The sequence below is a fragment of the Sinomonas atrocyanea genome (assembly GCF_030811715.1).
Classification (GTDB): domain Bacteria; phylum Actinomycetota; class Actinomycetes; order Actinomycetales; family Micrococcaceae; genus Sinomonas; species Sinomonas atrocyanea_A.
In genome coordinates this window covers 360,638-380,592 of the sequence record NZ_JAUSRH010000002.1, presented here as the reverse complement: position 1 = coordinate 380,592, position 19,955 = coordinate 360,638, and the positions used below count along the sequence as shown (strand labels likewise).

The 19,955-nt window shown below is 74.0% G+C and carries 13 protein-coding genes and 1 pseudogene; all 14 read right to left on the bottom strand.

Translation table 11 applies throughout. From position 1 onward, the window contains the following. Positions 1 to 136: 136 nt before the first annotated feature. The 14 genes and pseudogenes from J2W21_RS04520 to J2W21_RS04460 all read right to left on the bottom strand — a co-directional run bounded on the left by J2W21_RS04520 (position 137) and on the right by J2W21_RS04460 (position 19,935). Positions 137 to 421, bottom strand: a complete 285-nt coding sequence (locus J2W21_RS04520; RefSeq protein WP_307006054.1) for a WXG100 family type VII secretion target — start codon at positions 419 to 421, stop codon at positions 137 to 139. Between the two features lie 185 nt (positions 422 to 606). Beyond that, on the bottom strand, positions 607 to 5,142 hold the full coding sequence (locus tag J2W21_RS04515) for an FtsK/SpoIIIE domain-containing protein (RefSeq protein ID WP_307113314.1): 4,536 nt from the start codon (positions 5,140 to 5,142) through the stop codon (positions 607 to 609). Further along, positions 5,143 to 5,913 (bottom strand): hypothetical protein, encoded by a 771-nt coding sequence (locus J2W21_RS04510; protein WP_307113313.1) that lies wholly within the window; start codon positions 5,911 to 5,913, stop codon positions 5,143 to 5,145. Between the two features lie 71 nt (positions 5,914 to 5,984). Then, complete coding sequence (locus J2W21_RS04505) at positions 5,985 to 7,784, bottom strand: serine/threonine-protein kinase (RefSeq protein WP_307113312.1); 1,800 nt, start codon at positions 7,782 to 7,784, stop codon at positions 5,985 to 5,987. Further along, positions 7,781 to 9,799, bottom strand: a complete 2,019-nt coding sequence (locus J2W21_RS04500) for an FHA domain-containing protein (protein ID WP_307113493.1) — start codon at positions 9,797 to 9,799, stop codon at positions 7,781 to 7,783. Before J2W21_RS04500 ends, J2W21_RS04505 begins: the two co-directional genes overlap by 4 nt. After that, positions 9,792 to 10,838, bottom strand: a complete 1,047-nt coding sequence (locus J2W21_RS04495) for a PP2C family protein-serine/threonine phosphatase (protein WP_307113311.1) — start codon at positions 10,836 to 10,838, stop codon at positions 9,792 to 9,794. Before J2W21_RS04495 ends, J2W21_RS04500 begins: the two co-directional genes overlap by 8 nt. Then, positions 10,835 to 11,950 carry an RDD family protein gene (locus tag J2W21_RS04490; protein WP_307113310.1) on the bottom strand — a complete coding sequence of 372 codons (1,116 nt, stop codon included), beginning with the start codon at positions 11,948 to 11,950 and terminating at the stop codon, positions 10,835 to 10,837. Before J2W21_RS04490 ends, J2W21_RS04495 begins: the two co-directional genes overlap by 4 nt. Positions 11,951 to 12,034: 84 nt before the next feature. Next, positions 12,035 to 12,097 (bottom strand): annotated as a pseudogene (locus tag J2W21_RS19785) (zinc-ribbon domain-containing protein); the annotation flags it as partial. Between the two features lie 35 nt (positions 12,098 to 12,132). Then, complete coding sequence (locus tag J2W21_RS04485) at positions 12,133 to 14,676, bottom strand: transglutaminase family protein (protein ID WP_307113309.1); 2,544 nt, start codon at positions 14,674 to 14,676, stop codon at positions 12,133 to 12,135. Next, entirely contained in the window at positions 14,673 to 16,049 is a 1,377-nt protein-coding gene (locus tag J2W21_RS04480) for a DUF58 domain-containing protein (protein ID WP_307113308.1), read from the bottom strand. The genes J2W21_RS04485 and J2W21_RS04480 overlap by 4 nt, the downstream gene beginning before the upstream one ends. 8 nt (positions 16,050 to 16,057) lie before the next feature. Then, positions 16,058 to 17,029, bottom strand: coding sequence for an AAA family ATPase (locus J2W21_RS04475; protein ID WP_307113307.1), 972 nt, complete (start codon positions 17,027 to 17,029; stop codon positions 16,058 to 16,060). Positions 17,030 to 17,172: 143 nt separating this feature from the next. Further along, positions 17,173 to 18,462 carry an adenylate/guanylate cyclase domain-containing protein gene (locus J2W21_RS04470; RefSeq protein WP_307113306.1) on the bottom strand — a complete coding sequence of 430 codons (1,290 nt, stop codon included), beginning with the start codon at positions 18,460 to 18,462 and terminating at the stop codon, positions 17,173 to 17,175. Then, the gene (locus J2W21_RS04465) at positions 18,462 to 19,052 is read right to left on the bottom strand and encodes a PH domain-containing protein (protein WP_307113305.1); all 591 of its coding nucleotides are present in this window, start codon (positions 19,050 to 19,052) and stop codon (positions 18,462 to 18,464) included. Before J2W21_RS04465 ends, J2W21_RS04470 begins: the two co-directional genes overlap by 1 nt. After that, positions 19,045 to 19,935 (bottom strand): biotin--[acetyl-CoA-carboxylase] ligase, encoded by an 891-nt coding sequence (locus J2W21_RS04460; protein WP_307113304.1) that lies wholly within the window; start codon positions 19,933 to 19,935, stop codon positions 19,045 to 19,047. The genes J2W21_RS04465 and J2W21_RS04460 overlap by 8 nt, the downstream gene beginning before the upstream one ends. Positions 19,936 to 19,955 lie beyond the last annotated feature (20 nt).

Genomic DNA, 19,955 nt, shown 5'->3' with positions numbered 1-19,955 from the left:
GAGCATCACCGGGCGGGGGAGGTTCCTCCGCGCAGAGCGAGAGGCCCCACGGCATGTGCCGTGGGGCCTCTCGCTGTCTCTGTCTCTGTCAGCGGCGTCGTCGCGGGGTTCAGGCTCCGCTGGCTGCCGCTGGCTGCTAGTGCAGGCTGCTGGAGGTCTGCTCCTGGGCGGTGGCGTTGGTGTTCATGGTGCGCGAGGCGTCGCGCAGCTGCTCGACGAGCTTGGCCAGGGACTTCATGCCCGTGGACTGCCACTCGCCCTTGAACTGCTCGGCGTCGCGGCCGGCCCAGTTCGCCGGGATGTTGTTGTTGATCAGCGCGTTGAGGTTGTTCTTGATCTGGTCCACCTCGTTGGCCTTCGCGTCGAACTGCTTCGCGACACCGCGGAGCTCGGCAACGTTGGCGCCCTGCTGAATAGCCATGGTGTTTCCTTTCGATACGTCCCCGGCGTGTCCAGGAATCCCCCGCGCAGCCACCCCCGTTTCGTTCCCAGAGGGGGCCTCGCGTTCGAAGACCAACCTATCGGTTCACTGCCGGACCCGCGATGGGGACTCCTCCCCACCCGAGCGCGCGCCCTCCCACGAATAGGGACGAGGTTCGGAAGGACTCAGCCTGCGGCGAGGTCCTCGAACGCGGCCTGCACCTTGAACGCCCGTCCCCGGGCCACGTAGAAGCCCCGTCCTGGGACATACCGGGGATTCCGGATGCGCCCCAGGGACGTGTTCAGGAGCGAGTCGCCGTCCATCTCAGCGGGGTTGAGCAGCAGGCCGCGGCGCCCGTTCTTGAACGGCTGCGACAGGCTCCACGCCGAACCCCAGCCCGCGGTCTCCGACTCACCGACCACCCACAGGCCCTCGCGGTCCATGGCGGTGATGAGCCCCGAAAGCCCACTCTCGGCCAGCGTGGAGTCGAACTCGGGCAGGCCCTCGACGAAGAGCGCGAACTCCCGCACCCCCACGTCGAGCTGGAGCTCGTCGACGGCACCGGACACGGCGTCCTCTCCGGTGAAGCTCGCGTCCCACAGCGGCAGGTTCGCCAGGGCAGACTTCCGGGCTCCCAGGTACACCCTGCGGACCTCGGGGCGCGCCCTCCGCAGCCCGGCCGCGAGGGCCGCGAGCGCCGTCGTGCGCCCGGATCCGGGCGGGCCGGTGAGCATGAAGGCCCCCGAGGGGTCGACGTAGAGCGGCTCGAGCGTGGAGTCCTCCAGACCGAGCGCCACCCGCCCCGAGTCAGTCGGCAGCGCCGGGCCCGCCACGAGGTCCGGCAGCGTCCGCACGGGTGGCGCCTCGGGGACGCCCTGGCGGCGCATCGCCTCGGCGAGCCGAGTGATCTCGCGCGCCTGCAGCGCCACGTTCGCGTTCCCGCCGAGCACGCCCAGCTGGACCTCGAGGCCGTCCACCACGCCGCGCCCAGGGGGCGACTGCGGTGTGACCACGTCCTTGGGCTGGCCGAACATCATGTAGTCGTCCTCGCCGGTCATGCGCAGGATGATCCGCTTCTGCACGCTCGAGGCGATCGAAGCCGGGATCGAGTTGGTCCGGTCACCGGTCATGACGAGGTGCACGCCGACCGCGCGCCCATCGGAGGCGAGCTGCGTGAGCAGATCGAACACCGCGCTCTCGGAGCTGTACTCGTACTGCTCGCGGAACGCCCCCATGCCATCGATGAGGACCACGATGCGGGGCTCGTCAGGACGGTCCGCGAGACGCCGGTACTCGCCGATGCTGCCGGCCCGGGCGGCGGCATACCGCTCGGAGCGCTCGTCGACGAGCGCGGACAGGTGGCGCATCAGCCGGCCGATGCGCTCGGCGTCGTCCGCGTCGATCACGGCACCCACGTGCGGGAGCGTCTCGAGCATGTGCAGGCCGCGCGAGCCGGCGTCGATGCCGTAGACCTGGACGGGGCCGCCGCGCATCGTGATGGCCGCAGCGACCGCGACCGTGCGCAGCGCCGCGGACTTCCCGGAACCGCCGGTGCCGTAGACGGCCATGTTCCCGTCCCGGTCGGGCTCGTAGAAGAACGTCGGCTGGCCCTGGTGCGCCGGGTCGTCCACGACGCCGAGCAGCAGCCGCTCGTCCGTGCGCGGATTGGGCAGGCGCGCCACATCGTAGGTCTGCGGCAGCTCGGCGAGCCACGGCTTGCGCGGCATGTCGAGCCCGATCCGGTCGGCCGCCGTCGAGATGGTGCGGACCATGCGGGCGATGTCGTTGGGTCCTTCGGCCTCGGGCTCGGCGTCCACGAGGTCTGCCGGCCGCTCCCAGGCCGCGCCGGTGCCGAAGTCCATCTCGGCGATGTCGATGCGGGGCACCGCGGGCCGCTCGGTGGTCCAGCCCGACGCGTACCCGGTCTGGAAGCCCTGGATGCGCCCGGGACCGGTTTTGGCGGCACCGCGGCCGGGGATGCCCGGGTCGAAGTACGCCGCGGTCTTCTCCCCCAGGATGTCCTCGGAGTCGGCCTCGTCCGCCATCCGCAGCGCGATGCGCAGGTTCGTGTTGGCGCGCAGGCTGTCCTTGATGACGCCCGCGGGCCGCTGGGTGGCGAGGATGAGGTGCAGGCCGAGGGACCGGCCGCGGGCGGCGACGTCCACCACCCCCTCGACGAACTCGGGGACCTCGGTGGCGAGCGCGGCGAACTCGTCCACCACGATGACGAGGTAGGGCGGGGTGTCCGGGTCCGCGGCGCGCTCCATCGCGAGGAGGTCCTTGGCCTTCTTCCGGTTGAACAGGTGCTCGCGGTAGTGCAGCTCGGCCCGCAGGGACGTGAGGGCGCGCCGCACGAGGTGGGGCGACAGGTCGGTCACGAGCCCCACCGTGTGCGGCAGGCTGACGCAGTCGGCGAACGCTGCGCCGCCCTTGTAGTCCACGAACAGGAAGGTGACCCGGTCCGGGCTGTACGCGCTGGCCATGCCGAGCACCCACGACTGCAGGAATTCGGACTTGCCAGCGCCCGTCGTGCCGCCCACGAGCGCGTGCGGGCCCTCGTTCTTCAGGTCCAGGAAGAACTGTTCCACGCCCTTCGAGCCCACGAGCGCACGCAGGCTGCCCTTGGCCTTCGGATTGGCCACGGCCGAGGCACGCAAGGAGTTGGACTGCTGCCAGCGCTCGGCGACCGTGCCGGCGTCGTCCGCGATCTCCTTGCCGGCGAGCGTCACGTAGGAGACGCTGCGCGGGAGGTCGGAGTCGTCGTCGACCGGCTTGCCCACGTCGACGATCGGGGTGAGCATCCGGCCCAGCTGGACGGCGAGCGCCTCGTCGACGCTCTCGCAGCTGACCGGGTAGGTGTGCCGCCCGAGGCGGACCTGGCCGCTCGTGGCCCCGTGCTCGCCGTCGACCACGATGAAGTCGCGGCAGCACTGCGGCAGCTGCTCGGCGCCTGCCGCCACCCACACGACGTGGATGCCCACGTCGGGACCGAGTTCGGCGATGCGCGTGAGCCGTCCGCGGTCCACCGGGGCGTCGTCCTCGACGAGGACGACGACGGTCGGCACGATCGGCTCGGACGTCCCGTCATGCTCCTCCCGCACTGCTCCGCGCCGTCCCGCGGCACCGCCCGAGGGGCTGGCCTGCCCGTCCGGGCCGCTGGCGCGGACGGCGAGCAGGTCCTCGAGCCGGGTGAGCAGGAGCATCCCGGCCGCGGATCCGGCGGCGAGGTGGTCGCCGGTGAGGGGCGAGTGGGAGGAGCCCACATGCGGGAGCCACTGGAGCCATTCCCAGCGCTCCTTGGAATCGTGCGAGGCCAGCCCCGCGATCACCACCTCCGCGGGCGAGTGGAGTCCTGCGAGCTGCAGCAGGATGCCGCGCGCGACGTTCTCGACGAGGCCCCGGGGGCCGGCGACGCCGAGGCCGCCGCCCTGGCGCAGGCTCGCCGTGACCGGCACGGCGTCGAGCACCGCGAAGCGGCCCTGGGCCTCGTGGAGGCGGCGGGTGAACTCGGGCAGCGTCCTGCCCTCGGGCGGGACCGTGATGCTGACGCGGCTCGGCACGGTGCCGAGGCCGAGCCGGACCGTGAGGAACTCGCGGTGCTCCGGGGCGTGGGTCCACAGCAGTGGGCCGAGCCGGTAGATCGACTCCACGGTCTCCGCCACCGAGGGTGCCTCCTGGAGCCGGACGGCCCGCTCGACCGTCTGCAGCTCGGTGATCTGGCGCGTGAATTCCGCGAGCCGTTCCTCGAAGAGCCTGGTCTCCTCCCGGAGCTCGCGCCTGGCGTGGCGGCGGTACTCGAACCACATGCCCACCGCGAACAGCGGCATCATCGCCATGAACACGATGGACACGACGCTCTGCAGGACCGCGAACATCACGGCCCCCATGAGGATCGGCACGAAGAGCATGACGATCGGGAACGGCTGGGTGGTGGGCCGCTGCGGCCCCTCCGGCAGTTCGCGGGCCTGCGGTGGGAACCTCGGCACCACCCGCGGGGAGCGGTTGAACGGCACGAGCGGCGAGGTCTGGGTGCGCCCGGCGCTGTGCCCGAGGCCCACCACGGACACGGTCGAGTCACCGAGGGTCACGGCGTCCGAGGAGGCCAGCACGGCCTTGGAGACGGTGAGCCCGTCCATGACGAGCCCGTTGGACGAGTTCAGGTCCGCGATCTCGATGGTCTCGCCCACCGTGATCCGCGCGTGCCGCTTGGAGACGAGCGGGTCGGCGAGGACCACGTCGGCGCCGGCGCCGCGGCCGATCAGGCTCGCGCCGACCGGGAGGGAGAATTCCTTGCCGGCGTCCGGGCCGGAGACCACCCGCAGGGTCGCCGCTGCCGGTCCGCGGTCGACGGCGGGTGCCTTCCCGCCGCTGTCCGCGCCGGGCGCGCCGTGGCCCGCCCCGCCCGATTTCCTGCGCACGGCCACCCGCGAGAGCGAGACGGTCGAGCCCTGCCGGAGGCCCGATTCGAGGAAGGTCCCGTCGGGGTCCAGGACGCGGCCGGTCATGCCGCCGGCGAGGACCGACTCCTCGACCCGGAGGGTCAGGCCGGCCAGGGCGCCGGTGTCAGCCCGGCCGCCCGTCCCGGTGTGCCCGGCCGCCCGGGCCGGATCGGCGAGCCACAGTTCCCGGGCCACGTCGCCCACCGAGGCGAGGCCGTCCACGGTCACGGCCAGGTCCACCGCGGGCTCGGGGTCGCGCCGCAGCGTGAGTCTGATGCGCACCTAGTCCCCCTCCGGCCCGTTCTGCCCGGCGGGCGCAGGGCCGCGGGGCGTCTCGGCCTGCGTCTTGAGGAGCACGAGGTCCTCGGCGGTGACGAGGTGGGAGCTGACGGCGTGCTCGACGAGGCGGGCGCGCCGGTTGGTGGCCAGCTTCCCGCCGCCGGCCCGGAGGCCGACCACGCCGACGCGGTCGAGCTTGTCGCACACGTTGTCCAGCTTCCGGTTGAACTTGGTGAGCGCCCAGCCGAGCCGCCGGGCGGCCGCCGCGGAGGTGGGGATGGAGCTCAGGCCCGTCCCGTCGCGGCGCAGCATGGGCTCGGCGAGCGCCACGATCACGGCCTTCTGCGACTCGGTGAATGTGATGGGGCCGATGGTGGTCTCCCCCGCGGCGCCGTCGTCCTCGTCGAGGCTCGCGTGCTGCCGGAACGCGGGGGTGCGCACGTGCACGGCGAACTCGTACGTCGTGGACCCGGCGGTGAAGATGACGTTGGTGTGGCCGAAGACGAGCGGGATCCGCGCGCCGGGCACCACCCAGGCCTGCAGCCCGCCGCTCACGTCCGCGACCGTGGCCGAGAGCAGCGACCCGACGTTGGAGAGCCACCAGATGCCGTCCACGTGGGAGATCTCGAGGAAGCGGCGGTGCAGGTAGGGGTTGTCGTCGACCTCGAGGTCGCCCTCCCTGCCGATTCCGAAGACTCCGCCCGGGTCGGGCCGGTACAGCTCGCCGCAGAAGTCCACGACGAGGTCGCCGGCCCCTGGCGTTCCTTGGTCCATTCGTGTGTGCTCCGTCTCCCCAGTTCGGACATTCACATGGTCCCCGTGGCGCGTCGCGCCGCCGGGCAGTCTCACTTGGTGCTCACGCACGCGCTCGGCGCGGAGTCGTCCATCGGCCCGGCCGCGCCGTCGCTGCGCCGCACCACGACGCGCACGCAGGTCTGCCCCGAGGCTTCCTTGGGCACGGTGGCCTTCGTTGCGGTGACCGTGGTGGGCGGCTGCTGCCCCGTCAGGCGCAGCACCGTGACGAGGTAGGCGTCGCCGGGCTTGGGCTGCGGGTTCTTCCAGGTGAACGTGACGCCCGAGGCGTCCGCGGTCCCCTTCAGACCGGTGACGTTGGGCACCGCGCCGGAGTCCACCGCGTCGACCGGCGGGGCGCTGTACGTGGTCTGGTTCGGCGCAGGACGGTTGGCGAGGCCGGGCGCGAGCACGATCCCGGCCCCGACCGCGGCGACGAGGACCACGCCGGCGGCGGAGGAGGCCAGCAGCGTACGACGGCGGCGCACGGCGGCGGCGCGCTCCTCGCCGTCGGCGTCCTCGCGGCTGCCGTCTTCTGGCCCCTGCCCTGCTCCGGGCTGCCCGGTCCCCGCGAGGCGGCCCCGCAGGACCGTCGCGTCGGCGCCCGTCGCATCGCCGCGCAGCACGGTCGGGTCGGCCTCCGGCTCGGCGCCCGCCCCGGGCCCGTGGAGGGCCACCTGCGTGCCCGGCACGGTGCCGGTCCGGCCGCGCGCGACGGTGTCGTCCCGTCCCGCTGTGGTGTCCCCCGGCGCCGTGCCGTCGCCCGGTGCCCCGGCGAGGCCCGCGCCCGAGTCGGGGAACGGCGTCGTGCGTCCGGGGACGGTGCGCCCTGAACCGCCCGGCACCGTCCGGCCGGGCACAGTCCGGCCCGGTGCCGCCCCCGTCCCGGTGCCCGCGCGGGGGCCGTGGGGGTTGATCGCGACGACGCCCCGCACGCGGGTCTCCTCGTAGGAGGAGTCGGGGTCGTCGTCGTCCGAGGGCTCCTCGAGCACCTCGAACGGCGTCACCGAGAGGCTGAGCTCGTTCTGGATCCGCTGCAGCGCGAGGGCGAACGTGTGGGCCGAGGAGTAGCGGCTCTCGGGCGCCTTGGACATCGCGGTCGCGAGCACGAGCTCGAGCGACTCCGGCACGTCGGCGCGGCCCAGCGGCGGGACCGGCGAGGTGTGGATGCGCTGCACGAGCGCCCGTTGCGAGTTGTCCCCGCCCGGGATGACGAACGGCGAGCGGCCCGCGAGGAGCGTGTACAGGGTCGCGCCGAGGGCCCAGACGTCCAGGGCCACGCCGTCGGCCACGCTGCCGCGGAATGACTCGGGGGGCGACCACGGGATGGACATGCCCATGTCCGCGTCCCCGCCGCCTTCCACGGTGCCCGAGATCCCGAAGTCCGTCAGGGCGGGCCGGTTGTAGTCGGTGACGAGGATGTTGGCCGGCTTGATGTCGCGGTGCGCGATCCCGGCACGATGGGCGGTCTCGACCGCGGAGGCGACCTGGATGCCGACCGCGAGGACCTCGTCGACGCTGAGCCGCTCCCGGCGGTAGCGGATGTCCAGGCTCGGGCGCGAGCAGTACTCCATTGCGAGGTAGGAGTGGCCGCCGTCAGTGATCTCCGCCTGGTAGATCGTCACGATGTACGGGTGCGAGGAGAGCTGGGCCATCAGGTTGGCCTCGGTCTCGAACTGCCGGCGCGCGCTCTCGGTGCGCAGGTCGGACAGGAGCACCTTGACGGCGACCTTGCGGCGGGGCCTGTCCTGCTCGTACAGGTAGACGTCGGAGAAGCCGCCCGAGCCGAGCAGGCTCAGGTACCTGAAGCCCTTGAGGTCGGGGGGCGGGGCCGGGGGCCGCTTCGAGCTCACGGCACCGCCTCGAAGCGCAGGCTCACGCCGTCGCCCAGGTCCGCGACGTCGCCGTCGAGCACAATCGTCATCTCGCCCTGGGCGAGCCGGCGCGGCGCCTGGCCGGGCCGCTCGAGCACCGTGCCGTTGGTCGCCTTGAGGTCGCGGACCATGACGTGCCAGCCCTCGAGGCGGACCTCGAGGTGGTTGCGCGAGATGTCCCCCGAGGGGCTCGTGACCGAGACGAGGCGCGGCATCCCGCCGCTGGCCACGCGCGAGACCGAGGGCTGGCGGCCCACCACGAGCGGCTGGACGAGGTCAATGACCTCCCCGGTGGAGAAGACCACGCGGCCCAGGGCCGGACGCGGGACCTGCACCGGATCACCCTCGAGGTGCTCGCCGCAGACCGCGCACTGGGGGTACGAGGGCGGGCTCGAGTGCCCCTGCGCACACCGGCGGCCGAGCACCAGCGGACCCGCCGCCGCGCGGGCCTGGGCGGCGGCAGCCGGAGCCGGGCCGGCGCGGTCCTGGCCGCCCTCCGCGCCCAGCGAGGCCGGGTCCAGCTCGCTGCGCATGACCGTCTCGCCGTCGTGGTCGCTGTAGAGCTCGGACGTGATCGAGCGGCCCTGCGGCCCGTCAGCCGGCGGCGGCTCGGGGTAGTGCATCTCGCTCTGGGCCCGGGGCCGGGGGCGGTGCGGGGGCACTCCTCCCTGGGCGGGCTCGGGCTGCGCGGGCTTGCCCCAGGGCACCGCGTCGATGAGGAGGCTCGGCGGGCTCCATGCGGACGGCCCGCGGCCGTTCTCGGCGTGCGACGGCGCGTGGTCGGGCTCTGCGGCCGGCTCGTCGTGAGAGTCGGCGCGGCCAGACGGGGACTGCGCGAGCGTGCCCGACGGAGTGCTCGCCTCGGGGCGCTCTGCCTCGGAGGGGGCCGATGCGCCGGAGGAGGCCGCTGACCCCTCGGAGGGCTCGGCACCGGCGCCGGCCTGGGCGCCGGGGCTTGGCTCCGCACCGGGGCCGGGCTCCTCGTCGTCGCCGTCGGTCCTCACGGCCGCGTCCTCGACAGAACGGAGCACCGTGGTGCCCCAGAGGTGGTCGTAGTCGCTCGTGGAGGAGGTGGCCTCGGGGGCCTCCCCCGTCACCACGGGGGCTGCCCCGGCGGGCGTCCCGTCCGGCTGCCCGGCCGTCTCCTCGGCGTCAGGCTGCCCGTGCGAGGACGCCGGTGCGGCAGGCCTGGAATCAGCCTGGGTGGGATCGGCAAGAGTGGAATCAGCCGGGGTGGGATCAGCTGGCGCTGCGGGGTCAGGCGCCGAAGAGGCTGGCGCGGATCCCGCGAGCCCTCCCACAGTCGATTCCGGAAGCAGGGTCTCTTCGCTCGCGGCCGGAGCATCGGCCGGCGCTTCCGCCGGCGCTTCGGCCGGCGCCTCGGTGACCGGGGCCGGCGAGTCGGCGGTCGCGGCTGGCCGGACCACGGTGGCCGGCGGGGCCGGAGCGACGGGCGCAACCACGGCGGCCGGCGAGCCGACGGCGTCAGGCGGCGACGCGGCGTCGTCCGCCCCTCGGGCCCCCGCCTCCTGATCACCGGCGGCCCGCTCCGCGGTGACGAGCACCGTGTCCGCGGCGACGATCCCGCCGAGCAGCGGCAGCGCACCCTGGGGCGCCCCGGCGGCCACGGCGTCCGAGGGGGCGCCGGAGACCTCGAGCGCGTCCCACACCTCGAACGCGCGCTCGAGCCAGGTGCCGACATCGCTGCCGCTGAGCACCTCGTCCCCGGAGGCCGTCGTCACGGTGGCGCGCACGGCGCCGCGCACGAGGAGGCGCAGGCGCACGCCATGCTCCGCGACGGCGAAGGCCGGCATCCGGGCCAGCCCGAAGGCCGACGCGAAGACGTCGAGGACGGCGTACAGGTCTGCCCCGTCGGCCCCGAGCGCCTCCCAGAGGCCCCCGAGGAACTCCTCCGGCTGGGCGGCGGGGACGAGGACCGTCAGCTCGCCGCGGGTCAGCAGCCTCCAGCCGTCCCCCGGCCGGTACTCACGCATCGCCACGGGCATCCCCCGGCTCGGCGTCCGGGGTCGGGGCGTCCGCGGGACCGTCGCCGGCAGGGGCGCTGTCGGAGGGTCCCGCGTCGGGGGCCCGGTCGCCGGCGGCCCGGTCCCCGGCGGGCTGCTCGGCGCCCTGCTCCTCCGTGCCCTGCTCCTCCGCGCCCTGCTCCTCCGTGCCCTGCGCGCCGGCCCGGCGCTGGCCCGCGGAGCCGTCGCGGTCGAGGGTGTCCTCCTCGGGCGCGAGCCGAGGCGCGGTCTCGCGGAGGCCGAGCTCGTCCGCGGCATCCTGGGCGTCGACGACGATGACGGTGATGTTGTCGCGGCCGCCGGCGTGGATGGCCGCGTCGATGAGGGCCTCCACCGCGTCCTGGGGGTGGGCGCGGCTCGCGAGCAGGCGGTGGATCTCCGCGTCACGCAGCTCAGAGGTCAGCCCGTCGGAGCAGACGAGGAGCCGGTCCCCGTCCTCGACGGGCAGGAGCCAGAAGTCCGCCTCGGCGTCCTCGCCAGTGCCGAGGGCGCGGGTGACGACGTGGCGGCGCGGATGCGTGAGGGCCTCCTCGGCGGTGATCTGCCCGGCGTCCACGAGCTCGCGCACCTCGGAGTGGTCCACACTGATCTGGGTGAGCCGGCCGCCCTGGGACAGGCGATACGTGCGCGAATCGCCCACGTTGGCCACGAGCCAGTAGGGCACCGAGGAGATCTCGATGAGCACCGCGCCCGAGAGGGTGGTCCCCGCGCGGGCGCCGGTGGCATCGCGGATCCGCCAGTCGGCGTCCTCGATCACGTGCTGGATGTCCTGCGCGGTGGCCGCGTGGGTCCCGGGGGCCAGCATCGCGGCCTCGCGCAGGGTCTGCACGCACAGCTGGCTGGCGACCTCGCCGGCCTCGTGGCCGCCCATGCCGTCAGCGACCATGAACACCGGGTCCTGGGCGAGGAACGAGTCCTCGTTGAGTTCGCGGCGCAGCCCGCGGTCCGTGCCGAAGCCGACGGTGAGCCGCAGGCGCGGCTCCAGCTCGGGCGCATGCGTGTCGGTCACGCGTGTCCCCTTCCGATCGAGAAGAAGCAGTCGCCGAAGCGGACCACGTCGCCCGCATCGACGAGGACAGGCTGGCCGGCGGGGGCCTCGGCGGTGGCGCCGTCCGCCCGGACCACGCGGGTGCCGTTGGTGGACTTGCGGTCCTGGACCCACACGCCGCTCTGGTCGCTCCACACTGCCAGGTGCGTCTTGGAGACGCTCTTGCCCGGGTCGTCGACCGTCAGGAACTCCTGCACGGTCTCGTCGTCGTAGCCCGCGGGGTTGCGGCCGATGAGGACCGGCCCGCGCAGCGCGACCCGCTGGCCGTCGTTGAAGGTGAGCACGACGTCCGACGCCGGCGGGGCACCGCCCGCGGCGGCCGCACCGGCCTGCCGGGCCGGGGAGAACCGGGTGACGCCGAGGTCGGCGTCCGGATCGGCGGCGCGTGGAGGCGTGGGGGCAGCGGCGGCCTTGGGCGCGACCGCAGCGGGGGGTGCGGCAGCCGGAACGGCGGCCGGGCGTGCGGGAGCCGGGGCCTTGGCTGCGGGCGAGGCCATCGGGGACGCGACCTGCTGGACTGCGGGGAGGTCCGCGCGGGGCGCAAACGAGGCCGGCCCGTTGATGCCGCCGGTCGTGAGGGGGTCCCGGCCCGCGTGCACGTCGAAGACGAAGGTCCTGGCGGCCTTGTCGTGCCAGCCCTGCCGCTTGCTGTTCGGATCGAAGATGTTCGAGATGAGGGCGAGCACCACCCCGGCCACCGGGATCAGGCAGATGAGCCCGAAGACGAAGTTCCGCACGAACACCGCTCCCCACCCGGGGGCGAGGCCCTCCACGTTGCCCGTGCGCAGGCCGAGCATGGCCTGGCCCGGCGTCTTGCCGGTGCGGGCCTCCCAGGCCCAGCAGAAGATCCACAGCGCGATCCCGAGCACGGTGCCGACCACCCACCAGACGGCGGCCGCCAGGAGGGCCTGCTCGTCCGAACTCGTCGGATAGGCGCTCCCCGAGAGGCTCGCAAGCGAGACCAGGGCGAGGGTGTAGGGCAGGAGCTGGAGGATCCACGCGAGCCCGAGGTCGATGAGCTTGGCGCCGGCGCGCTTGCCCGTGGAGGCATTGACCAGCTCGAGATTCACCATGGTCCCCGTGTTCCCCTCGTATCCCCCGATGTGGCCCGCAGGCGCATGGCCCGAAGGCCCCTGGCCTCCGGCGTGGCCCGCTGGCGCCCCGCAGACGGGGCAGAACAGCGCTCCTTGCCGGACCATACTGCCACACGCGGGACACACCGCTTCCGGCAGCGCGCGGGGCGGCACCGACGCCGTCACGGAGTCCCTCCCCTGGTCCTGCCCTTCGCTGCCGCCCCGCGCGCCTTCCGCAGGCGCCGGAGCGCCGGGAGGCGGTCGGCGCGCTCCCCCGTGCCGCGGCCGGCCAGCGCCGCGCGGGCCTCGAGCAGGAGCGAGCGCGGGGAGAACCTGGCCCGCTGGCGGCGCCAGAAACCGAGCGAGCCGCGCATCGCCTCGATGGAGCTGTCCACGTCGGCCCAGTACGCCTCGACCTCGGTGTCGCTCGGCCGGCCTGCGCCGAAGACGGCGGCGTCCGCGCGGCGGGCGAGCATCGTCGTCGTGCCCGCGGCATCCGGGAATGCCTCCCCGAGCACCGCGGCGGTCTCGCGCCGGGTCGAACGGGCGTCGAGGCTCGCGCCGAGGTCGGTCGCGAAGTTCGTGTACTCGCGCCAGCCGCCGCTCACCCGCTCCGCCGGGTGCTCCGCGGCCAGCCGCCGCCGACGACGGCGCAGCTTCAGCCACGCGACCAGCACCAGCGGCAGCGCGAGGATCGCGACGGGGATGAGCCCGATGCCCACGGCGGCGAGGATGGGGCCGAGGATCAGCCAGAAGTTGTCCTTCTTCTGCTCCTGGTCCAGAACATCGGGCCGCGAGTCCGGCGGCAGCTCGACGGGCGCCTGGGGCGGCGGCGGGGGCTGGAGCACCTGCGGGCGCGGCTTCGACTGGGCCTGCGGGTCCGGCGGGATCGGGACGTTGTTCTTCGGCGGCGTCGGATCGAACGCCACCCAGCCGTAGCCCTCGAACGCGACCTCGACCCACGCGTGGACGTCCTTGCCCCTGATGTCGATCTTCGTCCCGGCCGGCTGGGGCTTCTCGGGGTAGAAGCCCATGACCACGCGGGCCGGGATGCCGAGCTGGCGGGCCATGAGCGCCATCGTGACCGAGTACTGCTCGTCGTCGCCGACCATCTGCTTGGCGGTGAGCATGGCGCGCAGCCGGCCCGCGCCGTGGCCGGAGAGGCTGGGCACCTGGCCCTCGGCGATGAGGCCGTTGCTGAACGCGCCGAACTTCTGGAAGTAGGACTCGAGGGTGCGGACCCGCTCGAGCGGCGCCTGGCTGTCCCCCAGGATGTCCCCGGCCTTCGCCTGGAGGACCTGCGGGACGCCGTCGACGGCGGGCAGGCTCACCGGCGCGAACTGGGCCTGGGCCAGCTGCGCGTCGTCGGGCCGCTTGGGTTCGACCACGCGGACCGCGTACTCGTCGCCCGGGGCCACGCCGGCCGTGGAGATGGCCGTGTCCGTGAGCGGATTGAAGTAGAGCCCTTCCGCCGCCGGGCTGTTCTTGTCGCCGAAGGCGATGCCCGTCGTCGTCCTGCCGCCGGGAAGGAAGTAGCCGCGGTAGTCGCGCACGGTGACGTCGAGCGTGTACGGGGTGCTCGCCCCGGACGGCGGATCGGCGGCAGCGATCGAGCTTGCGTCGCCGACCTTGGCGAAGGAGCCTGAGCCGGACTGGTCCACGTTGGCCACGGTGCCGTCGTAGGCGTCGAGGGCCGCGAGCCGGACGCGGCCGCCCTGCGGCAGCCCGGAGACGGAGAACAGGACCGAGTCCCGCTGGTCCTTGACGAAGCTGCGGAAGCCCGAGAGCGGGCTCACGTAGTTGTGCGGATCGAAGGGCGGCACGACGCGGTCCCTGAGCACGTCGCGCTGCGCGCCCGCCGTGACGGCCGGCGCGAGGGCCAGCGTGGCAGCCGCGGCCACCGCGACGACGGCGGCGCCCAGCCCCACGCGGCGCAGCCTGGCCGCGCGCGCCGAGCCCGGGTCTGCCACCGTGGTCTCGCCCGAGACGACCCGTGCCGTGCCGACGCGGGCCGCCGAGCGGCGGAACGAGGACCACAGGACCCCGACCACGGCGAAGGCGACCCCGCGGGGCAGCGCCAGGAACGCCTCGTGCGTGCCGAAGGCGATCCCGACCACGAACAGGACCGTGACTGGCACGAGGGGCCAGTACGGCCGGCGCAGCCGCGACGCGAGCAGGCCGGCGGCAAGGCAGCACACGAACGCGCTGAGGTAGGGCACCACGAGCATCCCGGAGCCCGTGCCGAGCGGGGCCGCGACGGTCAGGTTGTCCTTCCAGGAGACGACGACGCCGAGCAGGAGCGTCCGCAGCGAGGCGAGGGTGGGGATGAAGCCGGCGGCGGACTCGTCGGGGGTGGCGACGAGGCCCCCCATCAGGAGGTAGGCGAGGAAGGCCCCCGCCGTGCTCACCAGCCAGCCGGGGCGCAGCGCGGACGAGCCGAACGCGATGGCGAGGCCCAGGGCGGCCCCGGTCAGGCCCGCAGCGAGGTAGTGCGGGTCGCCGCCGTAGGCGAGGTGGAAGCCGACGATGCCGAGCGCCGCGAGCGCAAGGATGGCCGCGGCGTCGAGCGCGTGGAACCAGGGGTTCCGGCCGGCCCAGAAGCCCGGCCGCGGTGCACCTCCGGCGCGGCCGCCGGCCCGTGCGCCGCCGGTCCCGGCGGACCGTCCGGCAGGCTCGGAGACGCCGCCGGTGGGGCGCCGCGGCCGCAGTCGGGTGGTCTCGCTCATGCCGCCGCCTTCCGCAGCACGGGGCCGAGGTCGTCGAGGGCGCCCACCGTCAGGACGGTGAGGTCCGCGATGCTGGCCCGCCCGGGCGCGGCCCCGGCCTCGCAGCGCACGGCGAAGGTGCGGATGCCGGGCGGGATCGCGGCGGCGGCGGCGCGCAGCTGGGTGGGCGTGACGGGCGTGCCCACCACGAGGAACACGACCGAGGCGTTCGGCACGGTGTCCGCGGTGGCGCGGGCGGCGTCGACGGCGGTGGGGCGCATGGCGGCGCCCTGCAGGCGCGTCAGGTCGTCGAGGTAGTGGCGCGGGCTCTCGGTCCGCAGCGGGCCGCGCTGGGTGAGCGCACTCAGCTCGCGCTGCTCCGCGAGGGCCTGCCGGCCGATCGAGCCGGCGACCGAGACGGCGAGCTCGAAGTCGTCCTCGGTGCCGTACTCCGCGAGGTTCGCGGACAGGCACACCGCGAGGTGGGCCCGGCGCGTCTCCTCGAACTGGCGCACCATGAGCGTGCCCGTGCGGGCCGTGGTCTTCCAGTGGATGTGCCGGCGGTCGTCGCCGGGGATGTACTCGCGCAGCGCATGGAAGGACACGTCCGAGGTGGCGAGCTCGTTGGTGGGCATCCCCTCCAGGTCCCGGATGAAGCCGGCGGCCGAGCTCCCGAGCACGGCGGTGCGCGGGTGCACGTACAGGTCCTGCGGCTCGGTCCACACGACCTGGCGGCGCAGGAGACCGATCGGGTCGGCCCGGACGGACCGCACGGGACCCACCACGATCACGGCGCGCCGCTCGGTGGGGATCGTGAACAGGTCCTCGTGGGGGACGCCGGGCCGCATGCGCGGGAGGTGGAACACGGCGGTGGCCGCGCCGACGGGCAGTTCGAGGAGCGACGGCGCCACGGGGCGCGAGGCGGTGTTGACCACCTCGATGCCGCCTACGGCGCTCTCCCCCACCGCGACCCGGGTGCGGGCGAGGTCGAGGTCCACGGCGTAGGAGGAGCGGCCCAGGACGAACACGATCGAGAGGACGAAGAGGCTCGCCGCGAGCAGCGCCGCGGCGGTCGCCTCCTGCCATCCCCAGGCTGCCCCGGCGACGGCCAGCAGCACGGCGCCGAGCGCGACCGCCCAGCCGAGCGGGCTCACCACCGAGAGCGTGGGGTGCAGTTTGGCCCGGTACGCCGCGCCGGCGCGCGCAAGCGTCGGCGCGGCGTAGGAACGGCCCAGGGCCGCTGCCTCCCGCCAGAGCGAGGCGGGGTGCAGGCGGGTCCGGCCGGACGGTTCCGGCTCCGGCCCGGCGGGGGGCGACGGACGGGTTCCGCGGCTTCCGGGCAGGCGGCGGACGACGGCGTCCCGCGCCGCCGCGAAGGGGTTGCGGGTGGGCATCGCCGGGCTCACACCCCGGCGCGGGACTGCGGTGCGGCGACCTCGCCCAGGACGCGCTCGAGGACCCGGTCCGCGGTGACCCCCGCGAACTCGGCCTCGGGGTCCATGACGAAGCGGTGGGTCCACACGACCGCCGCGAGCTCCTTGATGTCATCCGGGAGGACGAAGTTGCGCCCCTGGGCCGCGGCCCAGACCTTGGCGGCGCGGACCATCGCGATCGCACCGCGCACGCTCACGCCGAGACGCGTCTCCGGGGCGTTGCGGGTGGCCTCGCACAGGCGCGAGATGTACTCGAGCACTGCCGTGTCCACGTGGTTCTGGGCTGCCAGCTCGGCCATCTCGGCCACCGCGTTCGTGGTGATGATCGGGGCGAGGTCGCGCGAGCGGTCCTTCACGGACGCGCCGCCGAGGAGCCGCACGGTGGAGGCGTGGTCGGGGTAGCCGATCGAGGTCTTGATGAGGAACCTGTCGAGCTGGGCCTCGGGGAGCCGGTAGGTGCCGGCCTGCTCGATCGGGTTCTGGGTGGCCATCACCATGAAGGGCCTGCCGGCCTCGTAGGTCACGCCGTCCACGGTCACCCGGGACTCCTCCATGACCTCGAGCAGCGCCGACTGGGTCTTGGGCGAGGCCCGGTTGATCTCGTCCGCGAGGACGATGTTGGCGAAGATCGGGCCCTTGTGGAACTCGAACTTCTGCGTCTTCTGGTCGTAGATGGTCACGCCGGTGACGTCCGAGGGCAGAAGGTCCGGGGTGAACTGGATGCGCGAGTTGGTGCCCTGCACCGTGGCGGCGAGCGCCCGCGCGAGCGAGGTCTTGCCCGTGCCGGGAGCGTCCTCGAGGAGGATGTGGCCCTCGGCGAGCATTGCGGTGAGCGCGAGCCGGACCACGTGGTCCTTGCCGAGTACGGCCTGGCCCACGTTCGCCGCGAGCCGCTCGAAGGTCTCGGCGAACCAAGTGGCCTGTTCTGTTGTCAGCGTCATGCGCTCCCCCTGGAATTGTGTGCTCTCTCCACCGGCCCGGGCCCCGAGCCCCGGCGATGTCCCCGGCACAGCCTAGTGCCTCCCCGTCCGGGCCCGCGATGGGGAGGTCTCCCCGGGCCCCGGGCGCCGCGGGGGGCGCGCCGTCAGTCGAGGACGATGCCCGGCCCGGTGCCATGGCTCAGGGCCACCGGATGGATCTCGCCGAAGCCGCGGACCATCTCGGGCTCGCGGTGCTCCAGGACGAACCGCTCGTCGCCCGCGAGGGCCTTGGCGGTGACGTCGTCCACGAGCACCTGCCCGGGCTCGGCGATCGCGGTGAGCCGGGCGGCGAGGTTCACGGTGGGCCCGTAGATGTCGCCGAGCCGGCTCAGCACGCGGCCCCAGACCATGGCGACCCGGCACTGCGGGAGGATCTCGTCCTCCGCGAACTCCTTGGACAGCGCCAGCGCGATCTGGGCGCCCGCCGCCGGGGTCTCGGCGATGTAGAGCACCTCGTCCCCGATGGTCTTGACCAGTCGGCCGCCGCCCACGGCGATGATCTCGGAGCAGCGGTTCTCGAACCGCTGGACGAGCTGGGCGAGGGTCCTCTCGTTCATCCGGCGCGAGAGGGACGTGTAGGAGACGAGGTCGGCGAAGCCGACGGCGCGGGCCAACGGCAGCGGAGCGTCGTCCTCCGTCCCGTCGCGCCCCTCCTCGCTCGAGTCGAGCCCGGCCTGGGCGCGGACCACGAGGCGCTGGACGCCCGCGGCGAGCTGGCGGTGCCACGAGTAGACGAGCATCTCCTCGAGCGGGCCGATCAGGTCCGGCAGCCGTTCGAGCAGCGCGACGCGCGCCTCGGAGTCGGTCATGCCCTGGCTCGAGATCATGTCCTCCACGAGGGCCTCGACCTGCCACACGACCATGCGGTCGGTCATCTGCCCGATCGCCCGGGCCACCGAGATCGCCGCCTCCTCGGTGAGCTTGCCCTCGCGGACCAAGCGGGGCATCACCTTCAGCGGCTCGAGTTCGGCCTGGGTGAAGGCGAGGTCGTCATCCGTGAAGTTCGGCATGCCCAGCGCCCGCCAGAGCTTGCGGGCCGAGTACAGGGAGACTCCGGCCGCTGCCGCCACTTCGCGGCGCTTGAGTGTGCGCTCGCCACCGAGCAGGAGCACCTCGATGTCCTTGGACGTGATCCGCCGGGCCGGCCTGGGGGACTCCCCCGCGTGCGCGGCCCCGCCCTGGTCCTCCGCGGCGACGGCGTCCCCGGCGTCGCCCTCGTCGGTGTCGGCTGCTGCGGTGTCGGCTACTGCGGCGTCGGCGTCGGCCTGGTCCGCGTCCACAGGGTCTGCGTCGGCGGCGAGTTCCGGCGCGTCAGCGCCGAGGAAGGCGGCATCGAGGGCGGCGCTCCGCTCCTCCGCGTCCTCCCGGGGCGCCCCGCCGTTCGGCTCGTCCATCAGTCCTCCCTCAGTTCCCACGGAAGCGACGCATCGCTGAAGTCAGTGATCTCGTCGCCAGGATCCGGCTCCCGCTCCTGGAGCGGCAGCTCCTCGATGGCGTCGAGGATGAACTGGCTGAAACGGCGCACTTCCGGCACGTCGGTCAGCGTGAGCTGCGCCGACTGGCCCGAGGTCAAGGTTATCGTCCCGGACCTGAGCATCCCCTGCATGAATCCCTGACGGACGTTGACATCGCGCACGAGCGAGAGCGGCATTCCGCGGTCGCTGCGCGTGAGGCCGCGCTCGCGCCGGAGCACGCGGCGGCTCGTGAGCACGTAGGTCACGGAGCGCCACGCGAGCAGCTCGCGCAGGCAGTACCCCACGAGGATCCACGCGGCGGCCACCGCGGGGACGAGCGGCGACCACGTCGATGTCCCGGCGGGGAGCCACGGGACCATCGCCTCGAGGCGGCCGCGCGAGAGCCAGCCGGCGGCGAAGGAGGCCGCCCCGCTGACGAGGATGAGGACGACGGCGGGCAGCACGAGCATGCGGCCCTGGCGCCGCGTCCTGACGATGAGCTGCTCCCCCGGGTCGAGGAGTCTACGCATAGCCGCCGTCGGCGGGGCGGAGGTGGACCACGTCGCCCGCCGCGACCGAGTGGCGGGTGCCGTCCTCTTCGACGACGCGCAGGGCGCCGTGGGCGTCCAGGCCCGTCGCGCGCCCCACGAGGGACTGCCCCCCGGGCAGCTCGACGCGCACGCGCTTGCCGAGGGTGATGGTGGCGTCCTCGACCTGGCCCCAGAGCCCGCGGCCGCCGGCGAGCGTCGCGTCGGGGTCGCCGTCGACCGCGCAGAACTGCCGGTAGCGGCGGGCGAAGGCGACGAGGTAGGCGGCGAGCACGTCCTCGCGGCGGTGTTCGCGGCCGGTGGCGATCGCCAGGCTCGTCGCCGTGGGGACGGGGAGCTCGCCCTGCGCCTGCCCGACGTTGATGCCCGTTCCGAGCACGACGGCGGGCGGGGCGCCGTGCGCTCCCGGCGCGAGCTGGGCGAGGATCCCGGAGATCTTGAGCCCGTCGACCACGACGTCGTTGGGCCACTTCACGCTCGCCTCCACCCCTGCCGTCTCGGCGAGGGCCTCGCGCAGGGCGAGCGCGGCGAGCGGCGAGAACCACGAGTAGCTCTGCGTCGGCAGCGGCCGCCCCGTCGCGTTGTGGGGGCGCAGCACCACCGACACGGCGACGGCGACCCCGACCGGGGACTCCCAGTGCCGGTGGAGGCGCCCACGCCCCGCGGTCTGGTGGTCCGCGACGAGCACCGACAGGTCCCCCCACCCGTCCGGGTCTGCCTCCGCGCGGCGGAGCAGCTCCGCATTGGTGGAGTCGATCTCGTCCAGGACCTCGAGGCGGGACAGCCCGGCCTCGCGCGCGAGCCCGGGCCCCAGGAGTGTCCTGTCGAGGGGTCCGCGGGACTCTGGCTGCGCGTGGTCGTCCATGCCTGAATCCTATCGAGAGG

Coding starts and splice junctions, on each gene's coding strand:
- J2W21_RS04520 (WP_307006054.1), bottom strand. CDS start 421: ATGGCTATTCAGCAGGGCGCCAACGTTGCCGAGCTCCGCGGTGTCGCG.
- J2W21_RS04510 (WP_307113313.1), bottom strand. CDS start 5,913: ATGGACCAAGGAACGCCAGGGGCCGGCGACCTCGTCGTGGACTTCTGC.
- J2W21_RS04500 (WP_307113493.1), bottom strand. CDS start 9,799: ATGCGTGAGTACCGGCCGGGGGACGGCTGGAGGCTGCTGACCCGCGGC.
- J2W21_RS04490 (WP_307113310.1), bottom strand. CDS start 11,950: ATGGTGAATCTCGAGCTGGTCAATGCCTCCACGGGCAAGCGCGCCGGC.
- J2W21_RS04485 (WP_307113309.1), bottom strand. CDS start 14,676: ATGAGCGAGACCACCCGACTGCGGCCGCGGCGCCCCACCGGCGGCGTC.
- J2W21_RS04480 (WP_307113308.1), bottom strand. CDS start 16,049: ATGCCCACCCGCAACCCCTTCGCGGCGGCGCGGGACGCCGTCGTCCGC.
- J2W21_RS04475 (WP_307113307.1), bottom strand. CDS start 17,029: ATGACGCTGACAACAGAACAGGCCACTTGGTTCGCCGAGACCTTCGAG.
- J2W21_RS04470 (WP_307113306.1), bottom strand. CDS start 18,462: ATGGACGAGCCGAACGGCGGGGCGCCCCGGGAGGACGCGGAGGAGCGG.
- J2W21_RS04465 (WP_307113305.1), bottom strand. CDS start 19,052: ATGCGTAGACTCCTCGACCCGGGGGAGCAGCTCATCGTCAGGACGCGG.
- J2W21_RS04460 (WP_307113304.1), bottom strand. CDS start 19,935: ATGGACGACCACGCGCAGCCAGAGTCCCGCGGACCCCTCGACAGGACA.